Here is an 18,998-nt window from a genome sequence, read left to right as displayed (position 1 = left end):
GGACTGCCTTTTCAGGCCAAAATTTACTTGTTAGCTGAGTCAGGAGATGCGGATGTTAAAGCGTGAAATGAACATTGCCGATTATGATGCCGAACTGTGGCAGGCTATGGAGCAGGAAAAAGTACGTCAGGAAGAGCACATCGAACTGATCGCCTCCGAAAACTACACCAGCCCGCGCGTGATGCAGGCGCAGGGTTCTCAGCTGACCAACAAATACGCTGAAGGTTATCCGGGCAAGCGCTACTACGGCGGTTGCGAGTACGTTGATATCGTTGAGCAACTGGCGATTGACCGTGCGAAAGAACTCTTTGGCGCAGACTACGCGAACGTGCAGCCGCACTCAGGCTCTCAGGCTAACTTCGCGGTCTACACCGCGCTGCTGCAGCCGGGCGATACCGTTCTGGGTATGAACCTGGCGCAGGGCGGCCACCTGACTCACGGCTCCCCGGTTAACTTCTCCGGCAAACTGTACAACATCATCCCTTACGGTATTGATGAGTCCGGTAAAATTGACTACGAAGACATGGCTAAGCAGGCCAAAGAGCACAAACCGAAGATGATCATCGGTGGCTTCTCTGCTTACTCCGGTATCGTTGACTGGGCAAAAATGCGTGAAATCGCAGACAGCATCGGTGCTTACCTGTTCGTGGATATGGCGCACGTTGCGGGTCTGATCGCGGCAGGCGTTTACCCGAACCCGGTTCCACACGCTCACGTTGTGACCACCACCACCCACAAAACCCTGGCGGGTCCACGCGGTGGCCTGATCCTGGCGAAAGGCGGTGACGAAGATCTGTATAAGAAACTGAACTCTGCCGTGTTCCCAAGCGCGCAGGGCGGCCCGCTGATGCACGTTATCGCCGCAAAAGCGGTAGCGTTGAAAGAAGCGATGGAGCCAGAGTTCAAGGTTTACCAGCAGCAGGTTGCTAAGAACGCTAAAGCGATGGTGGAAGTGTTCCTGAGCCGTGGCTACAAAGTGGTGTCTGGCGGTACTGAAAACCACCTGTTCCTGCTGGATCTGGTTGATAAGAACCTGACCGGTAAAGAAGCTGACGCCGCCCTGGGCCGCGCCAACATCACCGTGAACAAAAACAGCGTGCCAAACGATCCGAAGAGCCCGTTCGTGACCTCCGGTATCCGTATCGGTTCTCCGGCAGTGACTCGCCGCGGCTTCAAAGAAGCGGAAGTGAAAGAGCTGGCGGGCTGGATGTGTGACGTTCTGGACAACATCAATGACGAAGCGGTTATCGAGCGCGTTAAAGGTAAAGTTCTGGATATCTGCGCACGCTTCCCGGTATACGCATAATCCCTCTGCTTTGCAGAAATAAAAAAGGCCGCGCTTGCGGCCTTTTTTATGGGCTAACGTCGGTCGAGAGATATGGCCCCCGGTCCCACAATCGCCAGCAAAATAAACGCACCAGCAATACTCACATTCTTATAGAAGTTAATCATGTTCGGCACAACCGCATCACCGGCCATATCCCAGTAATGGTGGCCTATCACCGCCGTTCCCAGCGTATAAAAGACAAAGAGCACCGCGATGGGGCGGGTGAAAAAGCCCAGCACGATCAGAATTGCCGCGGGGACCTCCATCACCACCGCAATAATCGCGGCAAGCATAGGCATGGGGGCGCCGAGCGACGTCATATACTGAACGGTGCCGCTAAACCCCGTGAGTTTGGGATAGCCAAAAATAATAAACAGGACAACGATAGCAATACGGGCAATCAAAAGCAGGAAAGAACGTGAGGAGCCGAAATCGAAATAACGTAAGCTGTTCATGGCAAACGACCTCTTCAGGCGATGTTCTTTAAACGTAATACAATTTTGCCGCTCTCGCCATACGCCGACCGGCTGTCCATGATGTTAATTTATCGTTAATTTATAGCGCGCTAACGACTTGCTAAAGTGCAGGATAAACGCCAGACTATCGCCTCCATTTCGGGAGGGATTCATGGTCTTGCATTCCACGCGCTGGCTGGCGCTCAGCTATTTCACCTACTTCTTTAGCTACGGTATTTTTCTGCCTTTCTGGAGCGTCTGGCTCAAGGGAATCGGCCTCACCCCTGAGTCCATCGGCGTTCTGCTTGGCGCAGGACTGGTGGCGCGTTTCCTGGGCAGTCTGCTGATTGCGCCGCGCGTCAGCGATCCCTCCTTACTGATCAAGGCCGTGCGCATACTTGCGCTGCTCACGCTGGTCTTTGTCGCCTGCTTCTGGGTGAGTCAGCAGTTTGCCTGGCTGATGGTGGTCATGGTTGGCTTTAACCTGTTCTTCTCACCGCTGGTGCCGCTGACGGATGCCCTGGCGAACACCTGGCAAAAGCAGATCACCATGGACTATGGCCGCGTGCGTCTCTGGGGATCGATTGCGTTCGTGATCGGCTCGGCGCTGGTGGGTAAGCTGGTCAGCCTGTACGACTATCACGCCATCCTTGCGTTACTGAGCGTGGGTATTGCCTCCATGCTGCTGGGGATGTTGTTGCGTCCGTCGGTAATGCCGCAGGGCGAAAGCCGTCACCAGGAGAGCGCAGGCTGGCCGGCCTGGCGGAGCCTGGTGGCACAAAGCTGGCGTTTTCTGGCGTGCGTTTGCCTGCTTCAGGGGGCGCATGCGGCGTACTATGGGTTCAGCGCCATCTACTGGCAGGGGGCGGGCTACTCTGCTTCTGCGGTAGGCTACCTGTGGTCGCTCGGCGTCGTGGCGGAAGTGATCATCTTTGCGCTCAGTAAAAAACTGTTCCGTCGCTTCGGCGCGCGCGATTTGCTGCTGCTTTCTGCCGTGTGCGGCGTGGCACGCTGGGGGATTATGGGCTGGACGACCGAACTCCCGTGGCTGATTCTGGCGCAAATTCTGCACTGCGGTACCTTTACCGTGTGCCACCTGGCGGCGATGCGCTACATCTCTGCGCGTGAGGGTGGGGATGTGATTCGACTGCAGGCGGTCTACTCTGCGGTGGCAATGGGCGGCAGCATAGCCGTGATGACGGTCTTTGCTGGCTTCCTGTATCAGCACCTTGGGCACGGCGTATTCTGGGTGATGGCGCTCGTTGCACTACCTGCAATGCTCGTTCGCCCCAAAGTGACGGCACGCGCGTAACTAGGATTCCAGCATCGCGCGAATATGTTCTTGCTGCTGCGCGTTCAATGTCTCAACGGCATGGATCAGCGGCGGCGAGAACAACGGCAGGGCGGTTGGGTAAGGGGTGATCACCAGCGCAGCTTCACGGGGCGCACCTCCCTTCTGAAACGCGTGCAGGGTCAGATAACGAATATTGAGCGGCAACAGCGTCAGCTCGCGCAGCTGCTGCTCAATCAACGCTTCACATGCTTTATCTTCCCCGGTCAGTAACACCACCTGTTTTTCATGCAGATCGGTCTCCTGCATCAGCCAGGCACCAAAAATCACCGCCACCAGGCTCATCTCTTCATCGGAGAAACGCAGCCCGAACTCCGCTTCCAGCTCAAACAGCGCCTCTTTGGTGGTGCGTAACAGCCGCGGATAAAGCCGATGAATCTCTTCCGGCAGGCTGTTATCGATGCCGATTTCAAACAGTGAGCGATCTAACGCCTGAGCAAGATGGATATAAAGCTGATCGGTCAGCCCCTGTTCATCGCTAAAATTCATCCCGGTTTGGGCCCGAAAGCGCGCGATCATCCGCACTATGGTGCGGCGCAGGCGTTGATCCTGCTGATGTCTGTCAAGCACCGGATCGGGGGTGCGCAGCATCATAAACAGCAGCGCGAGGAACAGCTGTTCATCGCTGTGCGTTCCCTGCGGAACGCGCCGTTTCCAGTGGCGCACGATTTCCTGCGCGGTGAAATATTCCCCTCTCGATTGCGTCCAGCTGCGCTGAACGTGGGAAAACTGCGGCGTATTGCCCAGATGATGCTGGATCAGACAGTATTGCAAAAACAGCTGTAAAAACTGTACGTCGCGGCAGTCAAACGGACGCTGAAGCTTTCGCGAACAGAAGTTGATCAATGCGCGCAGGTTGGTGTCATCATAGAGTGGACGAGCGATGCCCTGCTGTTTAAGTGCGGTTTTAAGCGCGGGAGTAAACTGTTGAGAGACGAACTGCGGGCAAAGCCGAAGTGCCCTGCGCAGCCAGTGCAGCAGGCATAAACGCTGATTCAGGACCGAACCTTCAATTCGGTAGCTGCCGTCGAGGTGCGTGACGATATCAAGCCGATGATAGCGCTGGATTTCATCGCGCGTCTCGGCTATATCTTGCCGTGCCATTGCGTCGTCCACGCCATTGGCAGCGATTATGCTCTGTGCGGTGACGGCAGCATCGGGCAGGTAAAGCATCAAAAGCACCTGGCAGCGGCGCTGCGAACTGGAAAGCACAGATGGAATTTCAAGCGTCGTCATCATCTGTCGGGTATCCAGTGTGAATGTTTGATAAGAATAGCTAAAGGATGGGCGCTGAAAAGCGCGCCGGCAGGCCTTTCATTCAGGATTGCTGGGGAACATCACAGAATTTTTGACGTGAGGAATTGATGCAAATAGTTAAACAAAGCGCGATGGCGTTATTTTTGGCGGTTATCACCTTTGCCGTCAGCGCACATCCTCACAGTTTTATCAGCCTGAAAACCGAGCTTGTGACGGACGGCACGCAGCTCAGCGGCCTGAAAATGCGCTGGACGATGGATGAAATCACCTCGGCGGATCTGCTCTATGATGCGGGAAACGCAAAGCCTGGCGATGAGATCTGGAAAAAGCTGGCGGCAGAAGTGATGGCCAACGTGCTCGGTCAGCACTATTTCACCGAGTTCTGGCATAACGGACAAAAGGTCAAATTTCTTAACCGGCCCACGGAATACGGTATGACGCGAGACGGGCATCAGGCGGTGCTGACATTTATTCTCCCGCTGGCACACCCTCAGCCGCTGGCAGGGCAAAAGTATCGTTTCTCCACCTTTGACCCCACCTACTATGTCGATATGAGCTACGCCGAGGACAGCGACGTGCAGCTTCCGGCATCGCTACAAAAGAAATGCAAGCTGACCGTCCACACGCCTAAGCCCAGCGAAGAGACGCTGAACTTTGCGGTCTCTCTCGACAAAGAAGATGCGCCGCCGGAGGACATGGAGCTGGGTAAACAGTTTGCGCAGGAGGTGACGTTACAATGTCAGTGATCTCCTCTTCGCACCAAAAACCGCGCCGCTGGCTTCATCTCTGGCCGCTGGCGCTTTTTCTCCTGCTCGCCGTTTGCGGTTCGCTCTGGCTGTGGCAGGCCTGGCCACAGGTGATGATGAAAAGCATCATCTGGCAGCGTGAAGTCAATCAACAGATGAGCGGGCTGCTGAAGGCGGTGGCGGAGAACCCGACAAAAGCGGGCGGTTCCCTGCTGGCGTTTAGCTTTATCTATGGTGTTCTGCACGCGCTGGGGCCGGGGCACGGCAAAATCGTCATCACCACCTGGCTTGCTACTCATCCCTCGAAGTTGAGATCGAGCATTGGCCTGACGCTGGTCTCCTCGCTGCTGCAGGGCGGCGTGGCGATTGCGCTCGTCGTGATAGTCCTTTCACTCTTACAGCTGCCTGCCCGTCAGCTGCACATGAGCAGCTTCTGGCTTGAAAAAGGAAGCTATGCGCTGGTGGGCGTGCTGGGGCTGATCCTCTGCTGGCGGGCGCTCAAAAAGCTGCGCGTGCTGCTGCAAAAGCCGAAATTCAAGACCTTTACGCCGCACCACGTTCATGATGAAAACTGCGGATGCGGGCATCAGCATCTGCCCACGCAGGAACAATTACAGAACGGCGACGACTGGCGCGCGCGGCTGATGATTATTCTCTCGATGGGTATGCGCCCGTGCTCGGGGGCGATCATGGTGCTGCTGTTCAGTAAGGTAATCGGCGTGTTTGGCTGGGGAATGTTGTCCGCGCTGGCGATGGCGGCAGGAACGTCTCTCACCATTTCGTCTTTAGCGCTGCTGGTACACGGCTTCCGTCAGCTGGCGGTTAAACTCAGCGGCAATAAAACGCCGGTGCTGTGGCGACAGGTAGGGTGGACGACGCTTGCGCTGGCGGGCGGGGTGGTTCTGCTGGTGGCGGCGGTGACGATGTGGATGAGTGCGGTGCCGGTGGGGAGGGGATTGCGGCCTTTCTAGCGTACTGAGGGATTTTGTAAGCCCGGTAAGCGTAGCGCCACCGGGCTTAACAAACTGGATTAACGCTTTAGCGCATCGCTCAGTTCTTCACGCATGTTTGCCAGCATGGCTTTAACAACGCGTGGGTTACCTGCAACGATGTTGCCGGTGGTCATGTAGTTGTGGCCGCCGGTGAAATCGCAAACAATCGCGCCTGCTTCACGTGCGATCAGCTCGCCCGCCGCAAAGTCCCACGGCTTCAGTGACAGCTCGAAGTAACCGTCAACGCGGCCGGTCGCAACGTAGGCCAGATCCAGCGCTGCAGAACCGGTGCGACGGAAATCTGCGCATTCGGTGAACAGTTTGCCCAAGATATTCATATAGGTCGTCGCGTGCTGTTTCGCCTTGAACGGGAAACCGGTCGCCAGAATGGTGCCGTCCAGATCGCGTGCATTGCTGCAGCGCAGGCGGTAGCCGTTCAGCTGAGCGCCCTGACCGCGGGTAGCGGTGAACAGTTCGTTACGCATTGGATCGTAAACAACGGCGACTTCAGTACGACCTTTAATGCGTACTGCGATAGACACAGAGAAGTGTGGCAGGCGTTTGACGAAGTTGGTGGTGCCATCCAGTGGATCGATAACCCATTGAACATCCTGATCGGTACCTTCATGTTCACCGCTTTCTTCGGTGATGATGGTGTGCTGTGGGTAAGATTTGCGGATCGTTTCGATAATAATCGCTTCTGCGGCTTTATCGACGTTAGTCACGAAATCATTGCTGCCTTTCTGGCTGGTTTCTACGGAGTCTGGAGTTTCGTAGTGTTTGGCAATTACATTACCCGCCTTGCGCGCTGCGCGCACGGCGATGGTCAGCATCGGATGCATCGGTCTCTCTCACTGGATGTTAAAGAACAGGAAAATCGGCGCAGAGTATAGCAGCGGGATCGGATTATGTCTCCCGTTTATGATAATATGCCCGAATATTCTTCAGACACAGAATCCAGACATCTAAAATTATGCTGCAAAACATTCGAATCGTGCTGGTCGAAACATCGCACACCGGCAACATGGGCTCCGTTGCCCGCGCTATGAAAACCATGGGCTTAACGAACCTGTGGCTGGTTAACCCGCTGGTAAAACCAGACTCGCAGGCCATCGCCCTGGCGGCCGGTGCCAGCGACGTGATCGGCAACGCCCAGATCGTCGATACCCTTGATGAAGCCCTGGCCGGTTGTAGCCTCGTTGTCGGCACAAGCGCGCGCTCCCGCACGCTGCCGTGGCCGATGCTGGACCCGCGCGAATGCGGCCTGAAAAGTGTCTCAGAAGCGGAACAGGCCCCGGTTGCGCTGGTGTTTGGCCGTGAGCGCGTTGGCCTGACCAACGACGAGCTGCAGAAGTGCCACTATCACGTAGCGATTGCCGCCAACCCGGAATACAGCTCGCTGAACCTGGCGATGGCGGTGCAGGTGATCGCCTATGAAGTGCGTATGGCGTGGCTGGCAACGCAGGAAAAAGAGCGTACTGAGCCTCAGGAAGAGAGCGCCTACCCGCTGGTGGACGACCTTGAGCGCTTCTACGGTCACCTGGAGCAGACGCTGCTCTCAACCGGCTTTATCCGCGAAGGCCACCCGGGACAGGTGATGAACAAGCTGCGCCGTATGTTCACCCGCGCGCGTCCGGAAAGCCAGGAGCTGAACATCCTGCGCGGGATCCTGGCGTCGATTGAGCAGAAGAATAAAGAATAGCGTTGTCTGTTCGCCGGGTGGCGCTTCGCTTACCCGGCCTACTAAACCGTAGGTCGGGTAAGCGCAGCGCCATCCGACAAAAACGGCACGGAAGGTTAAATACCTGACTAAAACAGTCAAGTAAATAGTTGACCATTTTAGTCAGGAATGTCAGACTTGGCCCTGCTATGCAATACCCCCATTTTACAATAAAAAACCCCGGGCAGGGGCGAGTTTGAGGTTAAGTAAGACATGAGACTGACATCTAAAGGGCGTTATGCCGTGACCGCGATGCTGGACGTTGCGCTCAACTCCGAAGCGGGCCCGGTTCCGTTGGCTGATATTTCTGAACGACAGGGGATCTCCCTCTCTTATCTGGAACAGCTGTTCTCCAGACTGCGTAAAAATGGACTGGTTTCCAGCGTTCGTGGCCCAGGCGGCGGCTATCTGCTGGGTAAAGACGCGGGCAGTATTGCAGTTGGCGAAGTGATCAGCGCCGTTGACGAATCCGTTGACGCGACCCGTTGCCAGGGTAAAGGCGGCTGCCAGGGCGGCGATAAGTGCCTGACCCACGCGCTGTGGCGCGATTTGAGCGACCGTCTGACCGGCTTCCTGAACAACATCACCTTGGGTGAACTGGTGAATAACCAGGAAGTTCTGGACGTATCGGGTCGTCAGCAAAGCCATGAGTCACAACGCAGCACCCGCGCGCAAGACGCTATCGACGTCAAACTGCGCGCGTAATAAAAAGATAAGTATTTCAGAATCAGGCCGGGGCGGTCACGCCCCGTGTACTCGGTCGTACATCCAGCCGGTTGCCTGATTCCTTGCATTGAAGCGATGTACGGAGTTTAAAGAGCAATGAAATTACCGATTTATCTCGACTACTCCGCAACCACGCCGGTGGACCCGCGTGTTGCCGAGAAAATGATGCAGTGTCTGACCCTGGACGGAAACTTTGGTAACCCAGCTTCCCGTTCACACCGTTTTGGCTGGCATGCTGAAGAGGCGGTCGATATCGCCCGTAATCAGATTGCTGACCTGGTCGGTGCCGACCCGCGTGAAATTGTTTTCACCTCCGGTGCGACCGAATCCGACAACCTGGCGATCAAAGGTGCAGCCAACTTTTATCAGAAAAAAGGCAAGCACATCATCACCAGCAAAACCGAACACAAAGCCGTGCTGGACACCTGCCGTCAGCTGGAGCGTGAAGGGTTCGACGTGACTTACCTGGCGCCGCAGAGCAACGGGATCATCGACCTGAAAGAGCTCGAAGCGGCCATGCGTGATGACACCATTCTGGTTTCCATCATGCACGTTAACAACGAAATCGGCGTCGTTCAGGACATCGCGACCATCGGTGAAATGTGCCGCGCGCGCGGTATCATCTACCACGTGGACGCGACCCAGAGCGTGGGCAAACTGCCTATCGACCTGAGCCAGCTGAAAGTCGACCTGATGTCCTTCTCCGGTCACAAAATCTATGGCCCGAAAGGGATTGGCGCGCTGTACGTTCGTCGTAAGCCACGTATCCGCATCGAAGCACAGATGCACGGCGGCGGTCACGAGCGCGGCATGCGTTCCGGTACGCTGCCTGTTCACCAGATCGTGGGCATGGGCGAAGCGTACCGCATCGCGAAAGAAGAGATGGAAACCGAGATGGCGCGCCTGCGCACGCTGCGTAACCGTCTGTGGGACGGCGTGAAGGATATGGAAGAAGTGTATCTGAACGGCGATCTAGAGCAGGGCGCACCGAACATCCTCAACGTCAGCTTCAACTATGTTGAAGGCGAATCGCTGATCATGGCGCTGAAAGACCTGGCCGTTTCTTCCGGTTCTGCCTGTACGTCTGCAAGCCTTGAGCCATCCTACGTGCTGCGCGCGCTGGGCATGACTGACGAGCTGGCACACAGCTCTATCCGTTTCTCTTTAGGTCGTTTCACTACCGAAGAAGAGATTGACTACACCATCAAGCTGGTTCGCAACTCCATCGGCCGTCTGCGCGACCTTTCTCCACTGTGGGAAATGTTCAAGCAGGGCGTGGATCTGAACAGCATTGAATGGTCACATCACTAATCGGTACATAAGGAGAATTCAATCATGGCATACAGCGAAAAAGTCATCGATCATTACGAGAACCCGCGCAACGTTGGCTCATTTGACAACAGCGACGAATCTGTCGGTAGCGGTATGGTTGGCGCACCGGCGTGTGGCGACGTGATGAAGTTGCAGATTAAAGTCAACAATGAAGGTATCATTGAAGACGCGCGCTTCAAGACCTACGGCTGCGGTTCTGCTATCGCGTCCAGCTCCCTGGTGACCGAATGGGTGAAGGGCAAGTCTCTGGACGAAGCACAGGCAATCAAGAACACCGATATTGCTGAAGAACTCGAACTGCCACCGGTGAAAATTCACTGTTCAATTCTGGCAGAAGACGCGATCAAAGCCGCGATTGCGGACTATAAAAGCAAACGTGAAGCAAAATAATTGAGGTTTGAGTATGTCGATTACCCTTAGCGACAGCGCTGCCGCGCGAGTAAGCTCTTTTCTGGCGAACCGTGGTAAAGGCTTTGGCCTGCGACTGGGCGTACGTACCTCCGGCTGTTCTGGTATGGCTTACGTACTGGAGTTTGTTGATGAACCGGCGTCTGACGACACCGTGTTTGAAGACAAGGGCGTGAAGGTGGTGGTCGATGGCAAAAGCCTGCAATTCCTCAACGGCACTCAGCTGGACTTCGTCAAAGAAGGCCTGAACGAAGGGTTCAAATTTACGAACCCGAACGTCAAAGACGAGTGTGGTTGCGGCGAAAGCTTCCACGTTTAACCGCGCGTCATCCGAAACCCCACCGCAGTATCTCTGTGTGTGGGGTTTGTTCTAACAGGCTACCCCTGAGATTGTTATGGATTACTTCACTCTCTTCGGACTACCCGCTCAATATCCGATTGATCTGCAGGCACTGACGATCCATTTTCAGGATCTGCAGCGTCAGTATCACCCGGATAAATTCGCGAGCGGTACTCAGTCAGAGCAATTGGCTGCGGTCTCCCAATCTGCGACCATCAACCAGGCCTGGCAGACGCTGCGCCATCCGCTGAGCCGTGCCGAGTACCTGCTTTCACTGCACGGTTTCGACCTGGCGAGCGAACAGCATACCGTGCGCGACACCGCGTTTCTGATGGAACAGCTGGAGCTTCGCGAAGAACTGGATGAGATTGAACAGGCCAAAGACGAAGCGCGTCTGGAAAGCTTCATCAAGCGCGTGAAGGGCATGTTCGATACCCGCCATCAGCAGATGGTGGAGCAACTGAACAACGAGACCTGGGACGTGGCGGCAGACACTGTGCGCAAACTCCGTTTTCTCGATAAACTGCGAAGCAGTGCTGAACAACTCGAAGAAAAGCTGCTCGATTTTTAATTTCGGAAGCAATTATGGCCTTATTACAAATTAGTGAGCCTGGCTTAAGTGCCGCACCGCACCAGCGTCGTCTGGCGGTGGGTATCGATCTGGGCACCACCAATTCCCTCGTGGCGACCGTGCGCAGCGGCCAGGCGGAAACGCTGGCTGATGAGCAGGGCCGCCATCTGCTGCCTTCCGTGGTCCACTACCAGCAGCAGGGTCACGCGGTGGGCTATGACGCCCGCGCCAACGCCTCGCGCGATCCGGCCAACACCATCAGCTCCGTCAAGCGCATGATGGGCCGCTCGCTGGCCGATATCCAGACCCGCTATCCGCATCTCCCTTACCAGCTGCAGGCCAGTGAAAACGGCCTGCCGATGATTGCCACCGCGGCCGGTCTGCTGAACCCAATCCGCGTGTCCGCTGACATCCTCAAAGCGCTGGCGGCGCGTGCGACCGCAACGCTCGGCGGCGATCTGGACGGCGTAGTCATCACCGTTCCGGCCTATTTTGACGACGCACAGCGTCAGGGCACCAAAGACGCCGCGCGTCTGGCGGGCCTGCACGTGCTGCGACTGCTGAACGAACCGACGGCGGCGGCGATTGCCTACGGCCTCGACTCCGGTCAGGAAGGGGTCATTGCGGTTTACGATCTCGGCGGCGGTACCTTTGATATCTCGATCCTGCGCTTAAGCCGCGGGGTGTTTGAAGTGCTGGCGACCGGCGGGGATTCCGCGCTGGGCGGCGATGACTTCGACCATCTGCTGGCTGATTACATCCGCGAGCAGGCAGGCATCAGCGATCGCAGCGATACGCGCGTGCAGCGTGAACTGCTGGATGCGGCCATCGATGCCAAAATCGCCCTGAGCGATGCGCACACGGTTACCGTAAACGTTGCGGGCTGGCAGGGTGACATCACCCGCGACCAGTTCAGCGATCTGATTGCCCCGCTGGTGAAACGCACCCTGCTGGCCTGCCGTCGCGCATTGAAGGATGCAGGCGTTGAGGCGAACGAGGTGCTGGAAGTCGTCATGGTGGGCGGTTCGACCCGCGTGCCGCTGGTGCGCGAGCGCGTGGGAGAATTCTTTGGCCGCACGCCGCTGACCTCCATCGACCCGGACAAAGTGGTCGCCGTGGGCGCCGCTATCCAGGCCGATATTCTGGTCGGCAACAAGCCGGACAGCGAAATGCTGCTGCTGGACGTCATCCCGCTGTCGCTGGGGTTAGAAACCATGGGTGGCCTGGTGGAGAAAGTGATCCCGCGTAACACCACCATTCCGGTGGCGCGCGCGCAGGAGTTCACCACTTTCAAAGACGGCCAGACCGCGATGTCCATCCACGTGATGCAGGGCGAACGCGAGCTGGTGCAGGACTGCCGTTCACTGGCGCGCTTTGCGCTGCGCGGCATCCCGGCGCTGCCTGCGGGCGGGGCGCATATTCGCGTCACCTTCCAGGTGGATGCGGACGGCCTGCTGAGCGTCACGGCGATGGAAAAATCCACCGGCGTGGAATCGTCCATCCAGGTGAAGCCGTCCTACGGCCTGACCGATGGCGAAATCGCCTCCATGATTCAGGACTCAATGAGCTACGCCGAGCAGGATGTGAAGGCGCGTATGCTGGCTGAACAAAAAGTTGAAGCCGCACGCGTGCTGGAAAGCCTTAACGGCGCGCTCGCTGCCGATGCCGCGCTGTTAAGCGCCGCTGAGCGTCAGGTGATTGACGATGCTGCCGCGCGCTTGAGCGCAGTGGCCGAAGGCAATGACGCTGACGCAATAGAAGAAGCCATTAAAAACGTTGATAAACAAACCCAGGACTTTGCTGCTCGCCGCATGGACAAATCTGTCCGCGTCGCGCTGAAAGGCCAGTCCGTGGACGAGGTTTAATATGCCAAAGATTGTAATTTTGCCTCATGCGGACCTTTGTCCGGATGGCGCTGTTCTGGAAGCGAAGACCGGTGAAACCATTCTCGATGTTGCCCTGCGTGCAGGTATCGAAGTGGAACACGCCTGTGAAAAATCCTGTGCCTGCACCACCTGCCACTGCATCGTGCGTGAAGGTTTCGACTCTCTCGCCGAGAGCACCGAAGACGAAGACGACATGCTGGATAAAGCATGGGGTCTGGAGCCAGACAGCCGCCTGAGCTGCCAGGCCGCGGTGACCGATGAAGATCTGGTCGTGGAATTCCCACGCTACACCATCAACCACGCACGCGAGCATTGATATGGGACTGAAGTGGACAGACAGCCGTGAAATCGGCGAAGCGCTCTACGACGCGAACCCGGATCTCGATCCGAAGACCGTACGATTCACCGACATGCACCAGTGGATCTGCGATTTAGAGGATTTCGACGATGATCCAAACGCATCCAATGAAAAAATTCTGGAGGCGATTCTGTTAGTCTGGTTAGATGAAGCAGAATAAAAAACATAACGGGCTGCCTTCAGGCGGCCCGTTTGCTAGTTGCTAATAAGGAAAAATAAAATGACCGAAGCGATGAAGATTACGCTCTCTACGCAGCCAGCCGATGCGCGCTGGGGCGAGAAAGCCACCTACAGCATTAACAACGACGGCATTACCCTGCACCTGACGGGCAACGATGACTTGGGCCTAATCCAGCGCGCCGCGCGTAAAATTGACGGCCTGGGGATTAAACACGTCTCTCTGGAAGGCGAAGGCTGGGACACCGACCGCAGTTGGGCATTCTGGGCAGGCTACAAAGGCCCGAAAGGCACCCGTAAAATCGAGTGGGCTAACCTTGATGAAGCCGGTCAGAAAGAGCTGGAAAGCCGCCTGCAAATCATCGACTGGGTGCGCGACACCATCAACGCCCCGGCGGAAGAGTTAGGCCCTGAGCAGCTGGCGCAGCGTGCGGTTGACCTGCTGTGCGGCGTGGCGGGCGAGAAAATGTCCTACCGCATCACCAAAGGTGAAGATCTGCGCGAGCAGAACTACATGGGCATCCACACCGTGGGCCGTGGTTCTGAGCGTCCTCCGGTCCTGCTGGCGCTGGATTACAACCCAACCGGCGATAAAGAAGCGCCGGTCTTTGCCTGCCTGGTCGGGAAAGGCATTACTTTCGACACCGGCGGCTACAGCCTCAAGCAGAGCGCGTTCATGGACTCCATGAAGTCCGACATGGGCGGCGCGGCAACCATCACCGGCGCGCTGGCGTTTGCGATTACCCGCGGTCTGAACAAGCGCGTGAAGCTCTACCTGTGCTGCGCGGACAACATGGTCAGCGGTAACGCCTTCAAGCTGGGCGACATCATTCGCTACCGCAACGGCAAAAACGTTGAGGTGATGAACACCGACGCCGAAGGCCGCCTGGTGCTGGCCGATGGCCTGATCGACGCTTCTGCGCAGAAGCCAGAGCTGATTATCGACATGGCGACCCTGACCGGTGCGGCAAAAACCGCCCTGGGCAACGACTACCATGCGCTGTTCAGCTTTGACGACAAGCTCGCTGCCCGCCTGCTGGCAAGCGCTGCTGCGGAAAACGAGCCGTTCTGGCGTCTGCCGCTGGCCGAGTTCCACCGCAGCCAGCTGCCGTCCAACTTTGCCGAGCTGAACAACACCGCGAGCGCGGCGTACCCGGCGGGTGCAAGCACCGCAGCAGGCTTCCTGTCTCACTTTGTTGAGAACTACCACGAGGGCTGGCTGCACATCGACTGTTCTGCAACGTACCGTAAAGCGGCAGTTGAGCAGTGGTCCGCGGGCGCGACCGGTCTGGGCGTGCGTACCGTGGCGAACCTGCTGACGGCGGAGTAATCTTTTTTGCCGGGGGCGCTGCGCTTACGCGCGCCTTCGGAGTCATCATATTGCCCGGCGGCGCTGCGCTTGCACGGGCCTACGGTTTTGTAGGCCGGGTAAGCGAAGCGCCACCCGGCGTTTTTTTGAAGTAGCCAAAACTATGTCCGAAACCAAAAACGAATTAGAAACCCTGCTGGAGCAGGCGGCGACCGAACCCGCCCATCGTCCGGCATTTTTCCGCACGCTGCTGGAATCCACCGTCTGGGTGCCGGGCACCGCGGCGGAAGGTGAGCAGGTCGTAGAAGACAGCGCGCTGGATCTGCTGCACTGGGAAAAAGACGACGGCACCTCGGTGATCCCGTTCTTTACCTCACTGGAAGCCCTGCAGGAAGCGGTAGAAGAAGAACAGGCGTTCGTGGTGATGCCGGTGCGCACGTTGTTTGAAATGACGCTGGGGCAGACGCTGTTCCTCAACGCTAAATTGCCGACCGGGAAAGAGTTTACTCCGCGCGAAATCAGCCATCTGATGGGTGACGAGGGCAACCCGCTCAGCACTCAGGAAGTGCTGGAAGGGGGCGAAACGCTGCTGCTGTCTGAAGTGGCTGAACCACCCGCGCAGATGATCGATTCGCTGACCACGCTGTTCAAAACGCTCAAGCCCGTCAGGCGCGCGTTCCTCTGCTCTATTAAAGAGCGCGCGGACGAGCATCCGGTACTGCTGATTGGTATTGAGGCGGACGGCGATATCGAGGATATCATTCAGGCGACGGGAAGCGTGGCGACCGACACGCTGCCGGGCGATGAGCCGATCGATATCTGCCAGGTGAAGAACGGTGAGAAGGGCATCAGCCACTTTATTACCGAGCACATCACGCCGTTCTACGAGCGTCGCTGGGGCGGCTTCCTGCGCGATCTCAAAACCAACCGCATCATCTGATTACAGCGGGGTGAATGTCACCCCGTTGCTTCCAGCAGCAGTAAATCCATCAGCAGCACCAGATTCGACTCAAACGACGTCACCCCCGCGGCTTCGGCGGCGTAGTGTACCGCTTCGTCATAGAGGGCAAAGTGCACGTCCGCCATCCCCGCCAGCGTATTGGCCGAGGCGCGGGTAAAGGCAACGATTGTCATGCCGACGTTTTTGGCAATCCGCGCTTTATCCAGCACCTGCTCCGTTTCGCCGCTGCGCGAGACGGCAATAAAAACCTGATAGCGTGCGGCATTGCTGAGAAAAATATTTCGGCTGTCTCCCGGCCCGGAGATAAACGCCGTTTTGCCCAGAACTTGCAGCTTCTTGGTCAGATACTCCGCAAAAAGATAGGAAAACCCGGCGCCGTAGAGAAAGAAGCTCTCTTTCTGGCGCAGCAGGTCGGCAAACTGCTGGCGTTTGTCGTGGGTGACCCACTGAAAGGTGTGCTGATAGTTGGCGATAAACTGATTAAACAGCGCCGGGAGTTCTGGAAGGGATTGCCCCTGGGCGGCAATATGCGGCGTGTCGGAAAGCAACTGCTTGCAGTGCCAGATAAACTCGCTAAAGCCGCTGAACCCCAGCTTTTGGCTCAGCCGCATGATGGTGGCGGTCGAAACAAACGTCGCCTGCGCCAGCTCGCGCACCGTGATGTTGCCCACCAGCAGCGGATGCTCCGTGAGGTGGGCGAGGACGCGATACTCCGCGCGGGTCAGCGATGCCCCGCGCGTTAACAGCGTGGCCAGGCGGTTATCCATTATTTCGCGGGTTCGACAGGCAGATCGTCCCGCGCACCCCATTCGCTCCAGGCACCGTCGTAAAGCGTGACGTCGTTCGCGCCGAGCGTGGCGAGTGCCAGGATCACTACGCAGGCCGTTACGCCGGAGCCACAGCTGGCAATAATCGGACGATGTAAATCCACGCCTGCACGGTCAAAAATGGCGCGCAGCTCGTCGGTGGTTTTCAGCTCGCTCTCAAACACCAGATCGCCCCACGGCACGTTCAGCGCGCCCGGAATATGTCCGCGCTTCAGCCCCGGACGCGGTTCATCCGCTTCGGCATTAAAGCGCGGAGCAGGACGGGCATCGACGATTTGCGCCGTTTTTTCATGGCTCACGACCAGCACGTCGGTCAGGCGTTTCACCACGTGCGCGTCGAACGTGGCATCGAATTCGCCTTCCGGCAGTGTCACGTCGCCCTGCTGAAGCGGCAGCTCGTCGCGCTTCCAGCCCGCAAGCCCGCCCGCCAGAATCGACACTTTTTCCACGCCGAAGTTTTTCAGCATCCACCACGCCCGCGGGGCGGAGAAGAGGTTACCCTCATCGTAAACAACGAGGTGTTTGTCTTTGCTGACGCCCAGCTCGCGCATCGCCACGGAAAATGCTTCCGGGCGCGGCAGCATGTGCGGCAGGGGAGAGGTGTGGTCGGAGAGGGCTTCGATATCAAAAAATACCGCGCCAGGCAGATGTCCGGCACGGTATTCACCGGGCACGTCGCGATGCTCTTGCCCCGGCGGGGCCATACGTGCGTCAATAATCTGGACTTCCGGATCGTCGCCGTGCTCAATCAGCCAGTCGGCAGCGACGAAATATGAGGTGGACATAGGTTGCCTCCGTTCTTTTCCGTAAAAAAGGATTGTCGGTGTTTTTTCTGACACCGACAAGCAAACCACGTTCAACTCGCGAGCAAGCCCCTATTTTTTCACCGGTTCGCCGTCCTGCCAGGCTTTTTGCAGCGCAGGCCAGTAGTCGCGGTTGGCTTCAATCATCTCATCCAGAATCGCTTTCGCGTGCTCCATGGTCGGCACGGTGCGGTTGAGGGTGAACGCCTGCAGCGCTTTCTCATAGCTGCCCTCGATAGTTGCCTCCACCAGCAGCTGTTCCGAGGCGAGCTGCTGTTGCAAAAGGGTCTGATGGAACAGCGGCACCTGACCGACGCGAATCGGTTCCGGGCCTTCGGAGGTGATATAAGCGGGCACTTCCACCACGGCATCGTAAGGCAGGTTGGTAATCGCACCGCGGTTTTCCACCATCACCAGATGGCGGCTCCGCAGGTTAAAGGCCAGTGAGCAGGCGACGTCAACGATAAATTCACCGTGGACGCCCACGTGGAAGGCATCCGGCAGGATCCCGGTGCGCTTATACTCTTCGGCTGCGGCGAACAGTTTTTTCTCGCGCCCGTCCATCACTTCATTGGCGCGGGTATAGTCCGGGTTCTGATGCTCCACAATCTGGTTTGGCATCAGGTAGTACTGCAGATACGGGTTCGGCAGATACTCCGGGAAGTTGTCCATGATCGGCTTAATGTTGCGCCAGGTTTTTACCCACGACGGATCCGAATGCTGCGGGTCGGTTTTGGCCGCATCTTCCGTCAGCAGGCCAAACTTCGCGATATGTTTGCGCAGCTCCGGCAGCATGTCCTCGCCGTCCACCAGCACGCGGGTAAACCAGCCGAAGTGGTTCAGACCGAAGTAGTCGACTTCGAGCTTGCGGCGATCGACACCCAGAATGGCGCCCATATTGCGCATGGCAGCCACCGGCATATCGCAGATGTTCAGCACCCGCGCATTTGGCCGCAGGCGACGCACGCCCTCCGCGACGATCGCCGCCGGGTTGGAGTAGTTCACGATCCAGGCTTTCTCATGCGCGTAGCGATCGACCAGATCGATAAGCTCGACCATCGGCAGGATCGTGCGCAGCCCGTACGCCAGCCCGCCGGGTCCGCAGGTCTCCTGCCCGACCACGCCGTGACGCAGCGGGATCTTTTCATCCTGCTCGCGCATCTTGTACTGGCCGACGCGCATCTGGGCGAAGACAAAATGTGCGCCGCTGAAGGCCACTTCCGGGTCACTGGTGACGGTAAATTTGATGCTCTGGCTGTGGTCGCGAATAACCTTCTCTACGACGGGTGCAATGGTGTTCTGACGCGCCTCGTCGATATCGTAAAGGCGAATTTCGGCCAGCGGGAAATCCTGCAGGCGCACCATCAGGCTTTTCACAATACCCGGCGTGTAGGTGCTACCGCCGCCGGCAATCGACAGGATAAATGGGGGTGTAAACATCTTTAGCTCCTT

21 protein-coding genes are annotated in these 18,998 nt (G+C 57.4%); 15 read left to right on the top strand and 6 right to left on the bottom strand.

Going from position 1 to position 18,998, the window contains the following annotated elements; translation table 11 throughout:
• The first annotated feature begins 52 nt into the window (after positions 1 to 52).
• Positions 53 to 1,306 carry a serine hydroxymethyltransferase gene (gene glyA, locus AC2T6E_RS19655; protein WP_042714241.1) on the top strand — a complete coding sequence of 418 codons (1,254 nt, stop codon included), beginning with the start codon at positions 53 to 55 and terminating at the stop codon, positions 1,304 to 1,306.
• Between the two features lie 53 nt (positions 1,307 to 1,359).
• On the opposite strand, the gene AC2T6E_RS19650 is transcribed toward glyA, so the two are convergent.
• A complete protein-coding gene (locus AC2T6E_RS19650; protein WP_464357573.1) occupies positions 1,360 to 1,782 on the bottom strand; it encodes a DoxX family protein in 423 nt (140 codons plus the stop codon).
• 172 nt (positions 1,783 to 1,954) lie between these two features.
• On the opposite strand from AC2T6E_RS19650, the gene AC2T6E_RS19645 reads away from it, so the two are divergent.
• The gene (locus tag AC2T6E_RS19645; protein ID WP_010434021.1) at positions 1,955 to 3,094 is read left to right on the top strand and encodes a 3-phenylpropionate MFS transporter; all 1,140 of its coding nucleotides are present in this window, start codon (positions 1,955 to 1,957) and stop codon (positions 3,092 to 3,094) included.
• On the opposite strand, the gene csiE is transcribed toward AC2T6E_RS19645, so the two are convergent.
• On the bottom strand, positions 3,095 to 4,372 hold the full coding sequence (gene csiE / locus AC2T6E_RS19640; protein ID WP_486692940.1) for a stationary phase inducible protein CsiE: 1,278 nt from the start codon (positions 4,370 to 4,372) through the stop codon (positions 3,095 to 3,097).
• A gap of 125 nt (positions 4,373 to 4,497) precedes the next feature.
• On the opposite strand from csiE, the gene AC2T6E_RS19635 reads away from it, so the two are divergent.
• Entirely contained in the window at positions 4,498 to 5,136 is a 639-nt protein-coding gene (locus tag AC2T6E_RS19635) for a DUF1007 family protein (protein ID WP_108416738.1), read from the top strand.
• Positions 5,127 to 6,107 (top strand): nickel/cobalt transporter, encoded by a 981-nt coding sequence (locus AC2T6E_RS19630; protein WP_348553011.1) that lies wholly within the window; start codon positions 5,127 to 5,129, stop codon positions 6,105 to 6,107. The genes AC2T6E_RS19635 and AC2T6E_RS19630 overlap by 10 nt, the downstream gene beginning before the upstream one ends.
• Before the next feature lie 59 nt (positions 6,108 to 6,166).
• On the opposite strand, the gene suhB is transcribed toward AC2T6E_RS19630, so the two are convergent.
• Positions 6,167 to 6,970, bottom strand: a complete 804-nt coding sequence (gene suhB, locus AC2T6E_RS19625; protein ID WP_010434013.1) for an inositol-1-monophosphatase — start codon at positions 6,968 to 6,970, stop codon at positions 6,167 to 6,169.
• Positions 6,971 to 7,101: 131 nt separating this feature from the next.
• Between suhB and trmJ the strand changes: the two genes are divergently transcribed.
• From trmJ to sseB, 11 genes are all read left to right on the top strand, one after another.
• Entirely contained in the window at positions 7,102 to 7,830 is a 729-nt protein-coding gene (gene trmJ, locus AC2T6E_RS19620) for a tRNA (cytosine(32)/uridine(32)-2'-O)-methyltransferase TrmJ (RefSeq protein ID WP_010434012.1), read from the top strand.
• A gap of 231 nt (positions 7,831 to 8,061) precedes the next feature.
• A complete protein-coding gene (gene iscR / locus AC2T6E_RS19615) occupies positions 8,062 to 8,553 on the top strand; it encodes a Fe-S cluster assembly transcriptional regulator IscR (protein WP_089597799.1) in 492 nt (163 codons plus the stop codon).
• Positions 8,554 to 8,670: 117 nt separating this feature from the next.
• A complete protein-coding gene (gene iscS / locus AC2T6E_RS19610; RefSeq protein WP_020883022.1) occupies positions 8,671 to 9,885 on the top strand; it encodes a cysteine desulfurase in 1,215 nt (404 codons plus the stop codon).
• Positions 9,886 to 9,909: 24 nt separating this feature from the next.
• Positions 9,910 to 10,296 (top strand): Fe-S cluster assembly scaffold IscU, encoded by a 387-nt coding sequence (iscU, locus tag AC2T6E_RS19605; RefSeq protein ID WP_003860661.1) that lies wholly within the window; start codon positions 9,910 to 9,912, stop codon positions 10,294 to 10,296.
• A 13-nt stretch (positions 10,297 to 10,309) separates the two neighbouring features.
• The gene (iscA, locus tag AC2T6E_RS19600) at positions 10,310 to 10,633 is read left to right on the top strand and encodes an iron-sulfur cluster assembly protein IscA (protein WP_003860659.1); all 324 of its coding nucleotides are present in this window, start codon (positions 10,310 to 10,312) and stop codon (positions 10,631 to 10,633) included.
• A 76-nt stretch (positions 10,634 to 10,709) separates the two neighbouring features.
• Positions 10,710 to 11,225 (top strand): co-chaperone HscB, encoded by a 516-nt coding sequence (hscB, locus tag AC2T6E_RS19595; RefSeq protein ID WP_348553012.1) that lies wholly within the window; start codon positions 10,710 to 10,712, stop codon positions 11,223 to 11,225.
• 14 nt (positions 11,226 to 11,239) lie between these two features.
• Positions 11,240 to 13,090: a Fe-S protein assembly chaperone HscA gene (gene hscA, locus AC2T6E_RS19590; protein ID WP_348553013.1), complete on the top strand. Its 1,851-nt coding sequence runs from the start codon at positions 11,240 to 11,242 to the stop codon at positions 13,088 to 13,090.
• Position 13,091: 1 nt separating this feature from the next.
• Positions 13,092 to 13,427: an ISC system 2Fe-2S type ferredoxin gene (gene fdx / locus AC2T6E_RS19585; RefSeq protein WP_003860652.1), complete on the top strand. Its 336-nt coding sequence runs from the start codon at positions 13,092 to 13,094 to the stop codon at positions 13,425 to 13,427.
• A 1-nt stretch (position 13,428) separates the two neighbouring features.
• On the top strand, positions 13,429 to 13,629 hold the full coding sequence (gene iscX, locus AC2T6E_RS19580) for a Fe-S cluster assembly protein IscX (protein WP_003860650.1): 201 nt from the start codon (positions 13,429 to 13,431) through the stop codon (positions 13,627 to 13,629).
• 60 nt (positions 13,630 to 13,689) lie between these two features.
• A complete protein-coding gene (pepB, locus tag AC2T6E_RS19575) occupies positions 13,690 to 14,976 on the top strand; it encodes an aminopeptidase PepB (protein WP_058685879.1) in 1,287 nt (428 codons plus the stop codon).
• 142 nt (positions 14,977 to 15,118) lie between these two features.
• Positions 15,119 to 15,895, top strand: a complete 777-nt coding sequence (gene sseB / locus AC2T6E_RS19570; protein WP_174340914.1) for an enhanced serine sensitivity protein SseB — start codon at positions 15,119 to 15,121, stop codon at positions 15,893 to 15,895.
• A 17-nt stretch (positions 15,896 to 15,912) separates the two neighbouring features.
• Here the strand turns inward: sseB and AC2T6E_RS19565 are convergent, their stop codons facing one another.
• The 3 genes from AC2T6E_RS19565 to AC2T6E_RS19555 form a co-directional block, all read right to left on the bottom strand.
• A complete protein-coding gene (locus AC2T6E_RS19565; protein WP_174340913.1) occupies positions 15,913 to 16,683 on the bottom strand; it encodes a MurR/RpiR family transcriptional regulator in 771 nt (256 codons plus the stop codon).
• On the bottom strand, positions 16,683 to 17,528 hold the full coding sequence (gene sseA, locus AC2T6E_RS19560; protein ID WP_486692935.1) for a 3-mercaptopyruvate sulfurtransferase: 846 nt from the start codon (positions 17,526 to 17,528) through the stop codon (positions 16,683 to 16,685). Before sseA ends, AC2T6E_RS19565 begins: the two co-directional genes overlap by 1 nt.
• 90 nt (positions 17,529 to 17,618) lie before the next feature.
• Entirely contained in the window at positions 17,619 to 18,986 is a 1,368-nt protein-coding gene (locus tag AC2T6E_RS19555; protein ID WP_427353294.1) for a 6-phospho-alpha-glucosidase, read from the bottom strand.
• Positions 18,987 to 18,998 lie beyond the last annotated feature (12 nt).

The organism is Enterobacter sp. B79-1, assembly GCF_057444735.1.
This window is presented reverse-complemented; position numbering and strand designations above follow the sequence as displayed.

Bases quoted from the DNA above. Each gene is read 5' to 3' on its own strand.
- AC2T6E_RS19650 (WP_464357573.1), bottom strand. From the start codon at position 1,782: ATGAACAGCTTACGTTATTTCGATTTCGGCTCCTCACGTTCTTTCCTG.
- hscA (WP_348553013.1), top strand. From the start codon at position 11,240: ATGGCCTTATTACAAATTAGTGAGCCTGGCTTAAGTGCCGCACCGCAC.
- suhB (WP_010434013.1), bottom strand. From the start codon at position 6,970: ATGCATCCGATGCTGACCATCGCCGTGCGCGCAGCGCGCAAGGCGGGT.
- iscS (WP_020883022.1), top strand. From the start codon at position 8,671: ATGAAATTACCGATTTATCTCGACTACTCCGCAACCACGCCGGTGGAC.
- AC2T6E_RS19565 (WP_174340913.1), bottom strand. From the start codon at position 16,683: ATGGATAACCGCCTGGCCACGCTGTTAACGCGCGGGGCATCGCTGACC.
- iscA (WP_003860659.1), top strand. From the start codon at position 10,310: ATGTCGATTACCCTTAGCGACAGCGCTGCCGCGCGAGTAAGCTCTTTT.
- sseA (WP_486692935.1), bottom strand. From the start codon at position 17,528: ATGTCCACCTCATATTTCGTCGCTGCCGACTGGCTGATTGAGCACGGC.
- trmJ (WP_010434012.1), top strand. From the start codon at position 7,102: ATGCTGCAAAACATTCGAATCGTGCTGGTCGAAACATCGCACACCGGC.
- fdx (WP_003860652.1), top strand. From the start codon at position 13,092: ATGCCAAAGATTGTAATTTTGCCTCATGCGGACCTTTGTCCGGATGGC.
- iscX (WP_003860650.1), top strand. From the start codon at position 13,429: ATGGGACTGAAGTGGACAGACAGCCGTGAAATCGGCGAAGCGCTCTAC.
- AC2T6E_RS19635 (WP_108416738.1), top strand. From the start codon at position 4,498: ATGCAAATAGTTAAACAAAGCGCGATGGCGTTATTTTTGGCGGTTATC.
- sseB (WP_174340914.1), top strand. From the start codon at position 15,119: ATGTCCGAAACCAAAAACGAATTAGAAACCCTGCTGGAGCAGGCGGCG.
- pepB (WP_058685879.1), top strand. From the start codon at position 13,690: ATGACCGAAGCGATGAAGATTACGCTCTCTACGCAGCCAGCCGATGCG.
- iscU (WP_003860661.1), top strand. From the start codon at position 9,910: ATGGCATACAGCGAAAAAGTCATCGATCATTACGAGAACCCGCGCAAC.
- hscB (WP_348553012.1), top strand. From the start codon at position 10,710: ATGGATTACTTCACTCTCTTCGGACTACCCGCTCAATATCCGATTGAT.
- AC2T6E_RS19645 (WP_010434021.1), top strand. From the start codon at position 1,955: ATGGTCTTGCATTCCACGCGCTGGCTGGCGCTCAGCTATTTCACCTAC.
- AC2T6E_RS19630 (WP_348553011.1), top strand. From the start codon at position 5,127: ATGTCAGTGATCTCCTCTTCGCACCAAAAACCGCGCCGCTGGCTTCAT.
- glyA (WP_042714241.1), top strand. From the start codon at position 53: ATGTTAAAGCGTGAAATGAACATTGCCGATTATGATGCCGAACTGTGG.
- csiE (WP_486692940.1), bottom strand. From the start codon at position 4,372: ATGATGACGACGCTTGAAATTCCATCTGTGCTTTCCAGTTCGCAGCGC.
- iscR (WP_089597799.1), top strand. From the start codon at position 8,062: ATGAGACTGACATCTAAAGGGCGTTATGCCGTGACCGCGATGCTGGAC.
- AC2T6E_RS19555 (WP_427353294.1), bottom strand. From the start codon at position 18,986: ATGTTTACACCCCCATTTATCCTGTCGATTGCCGGCGGCGGTAGCACC.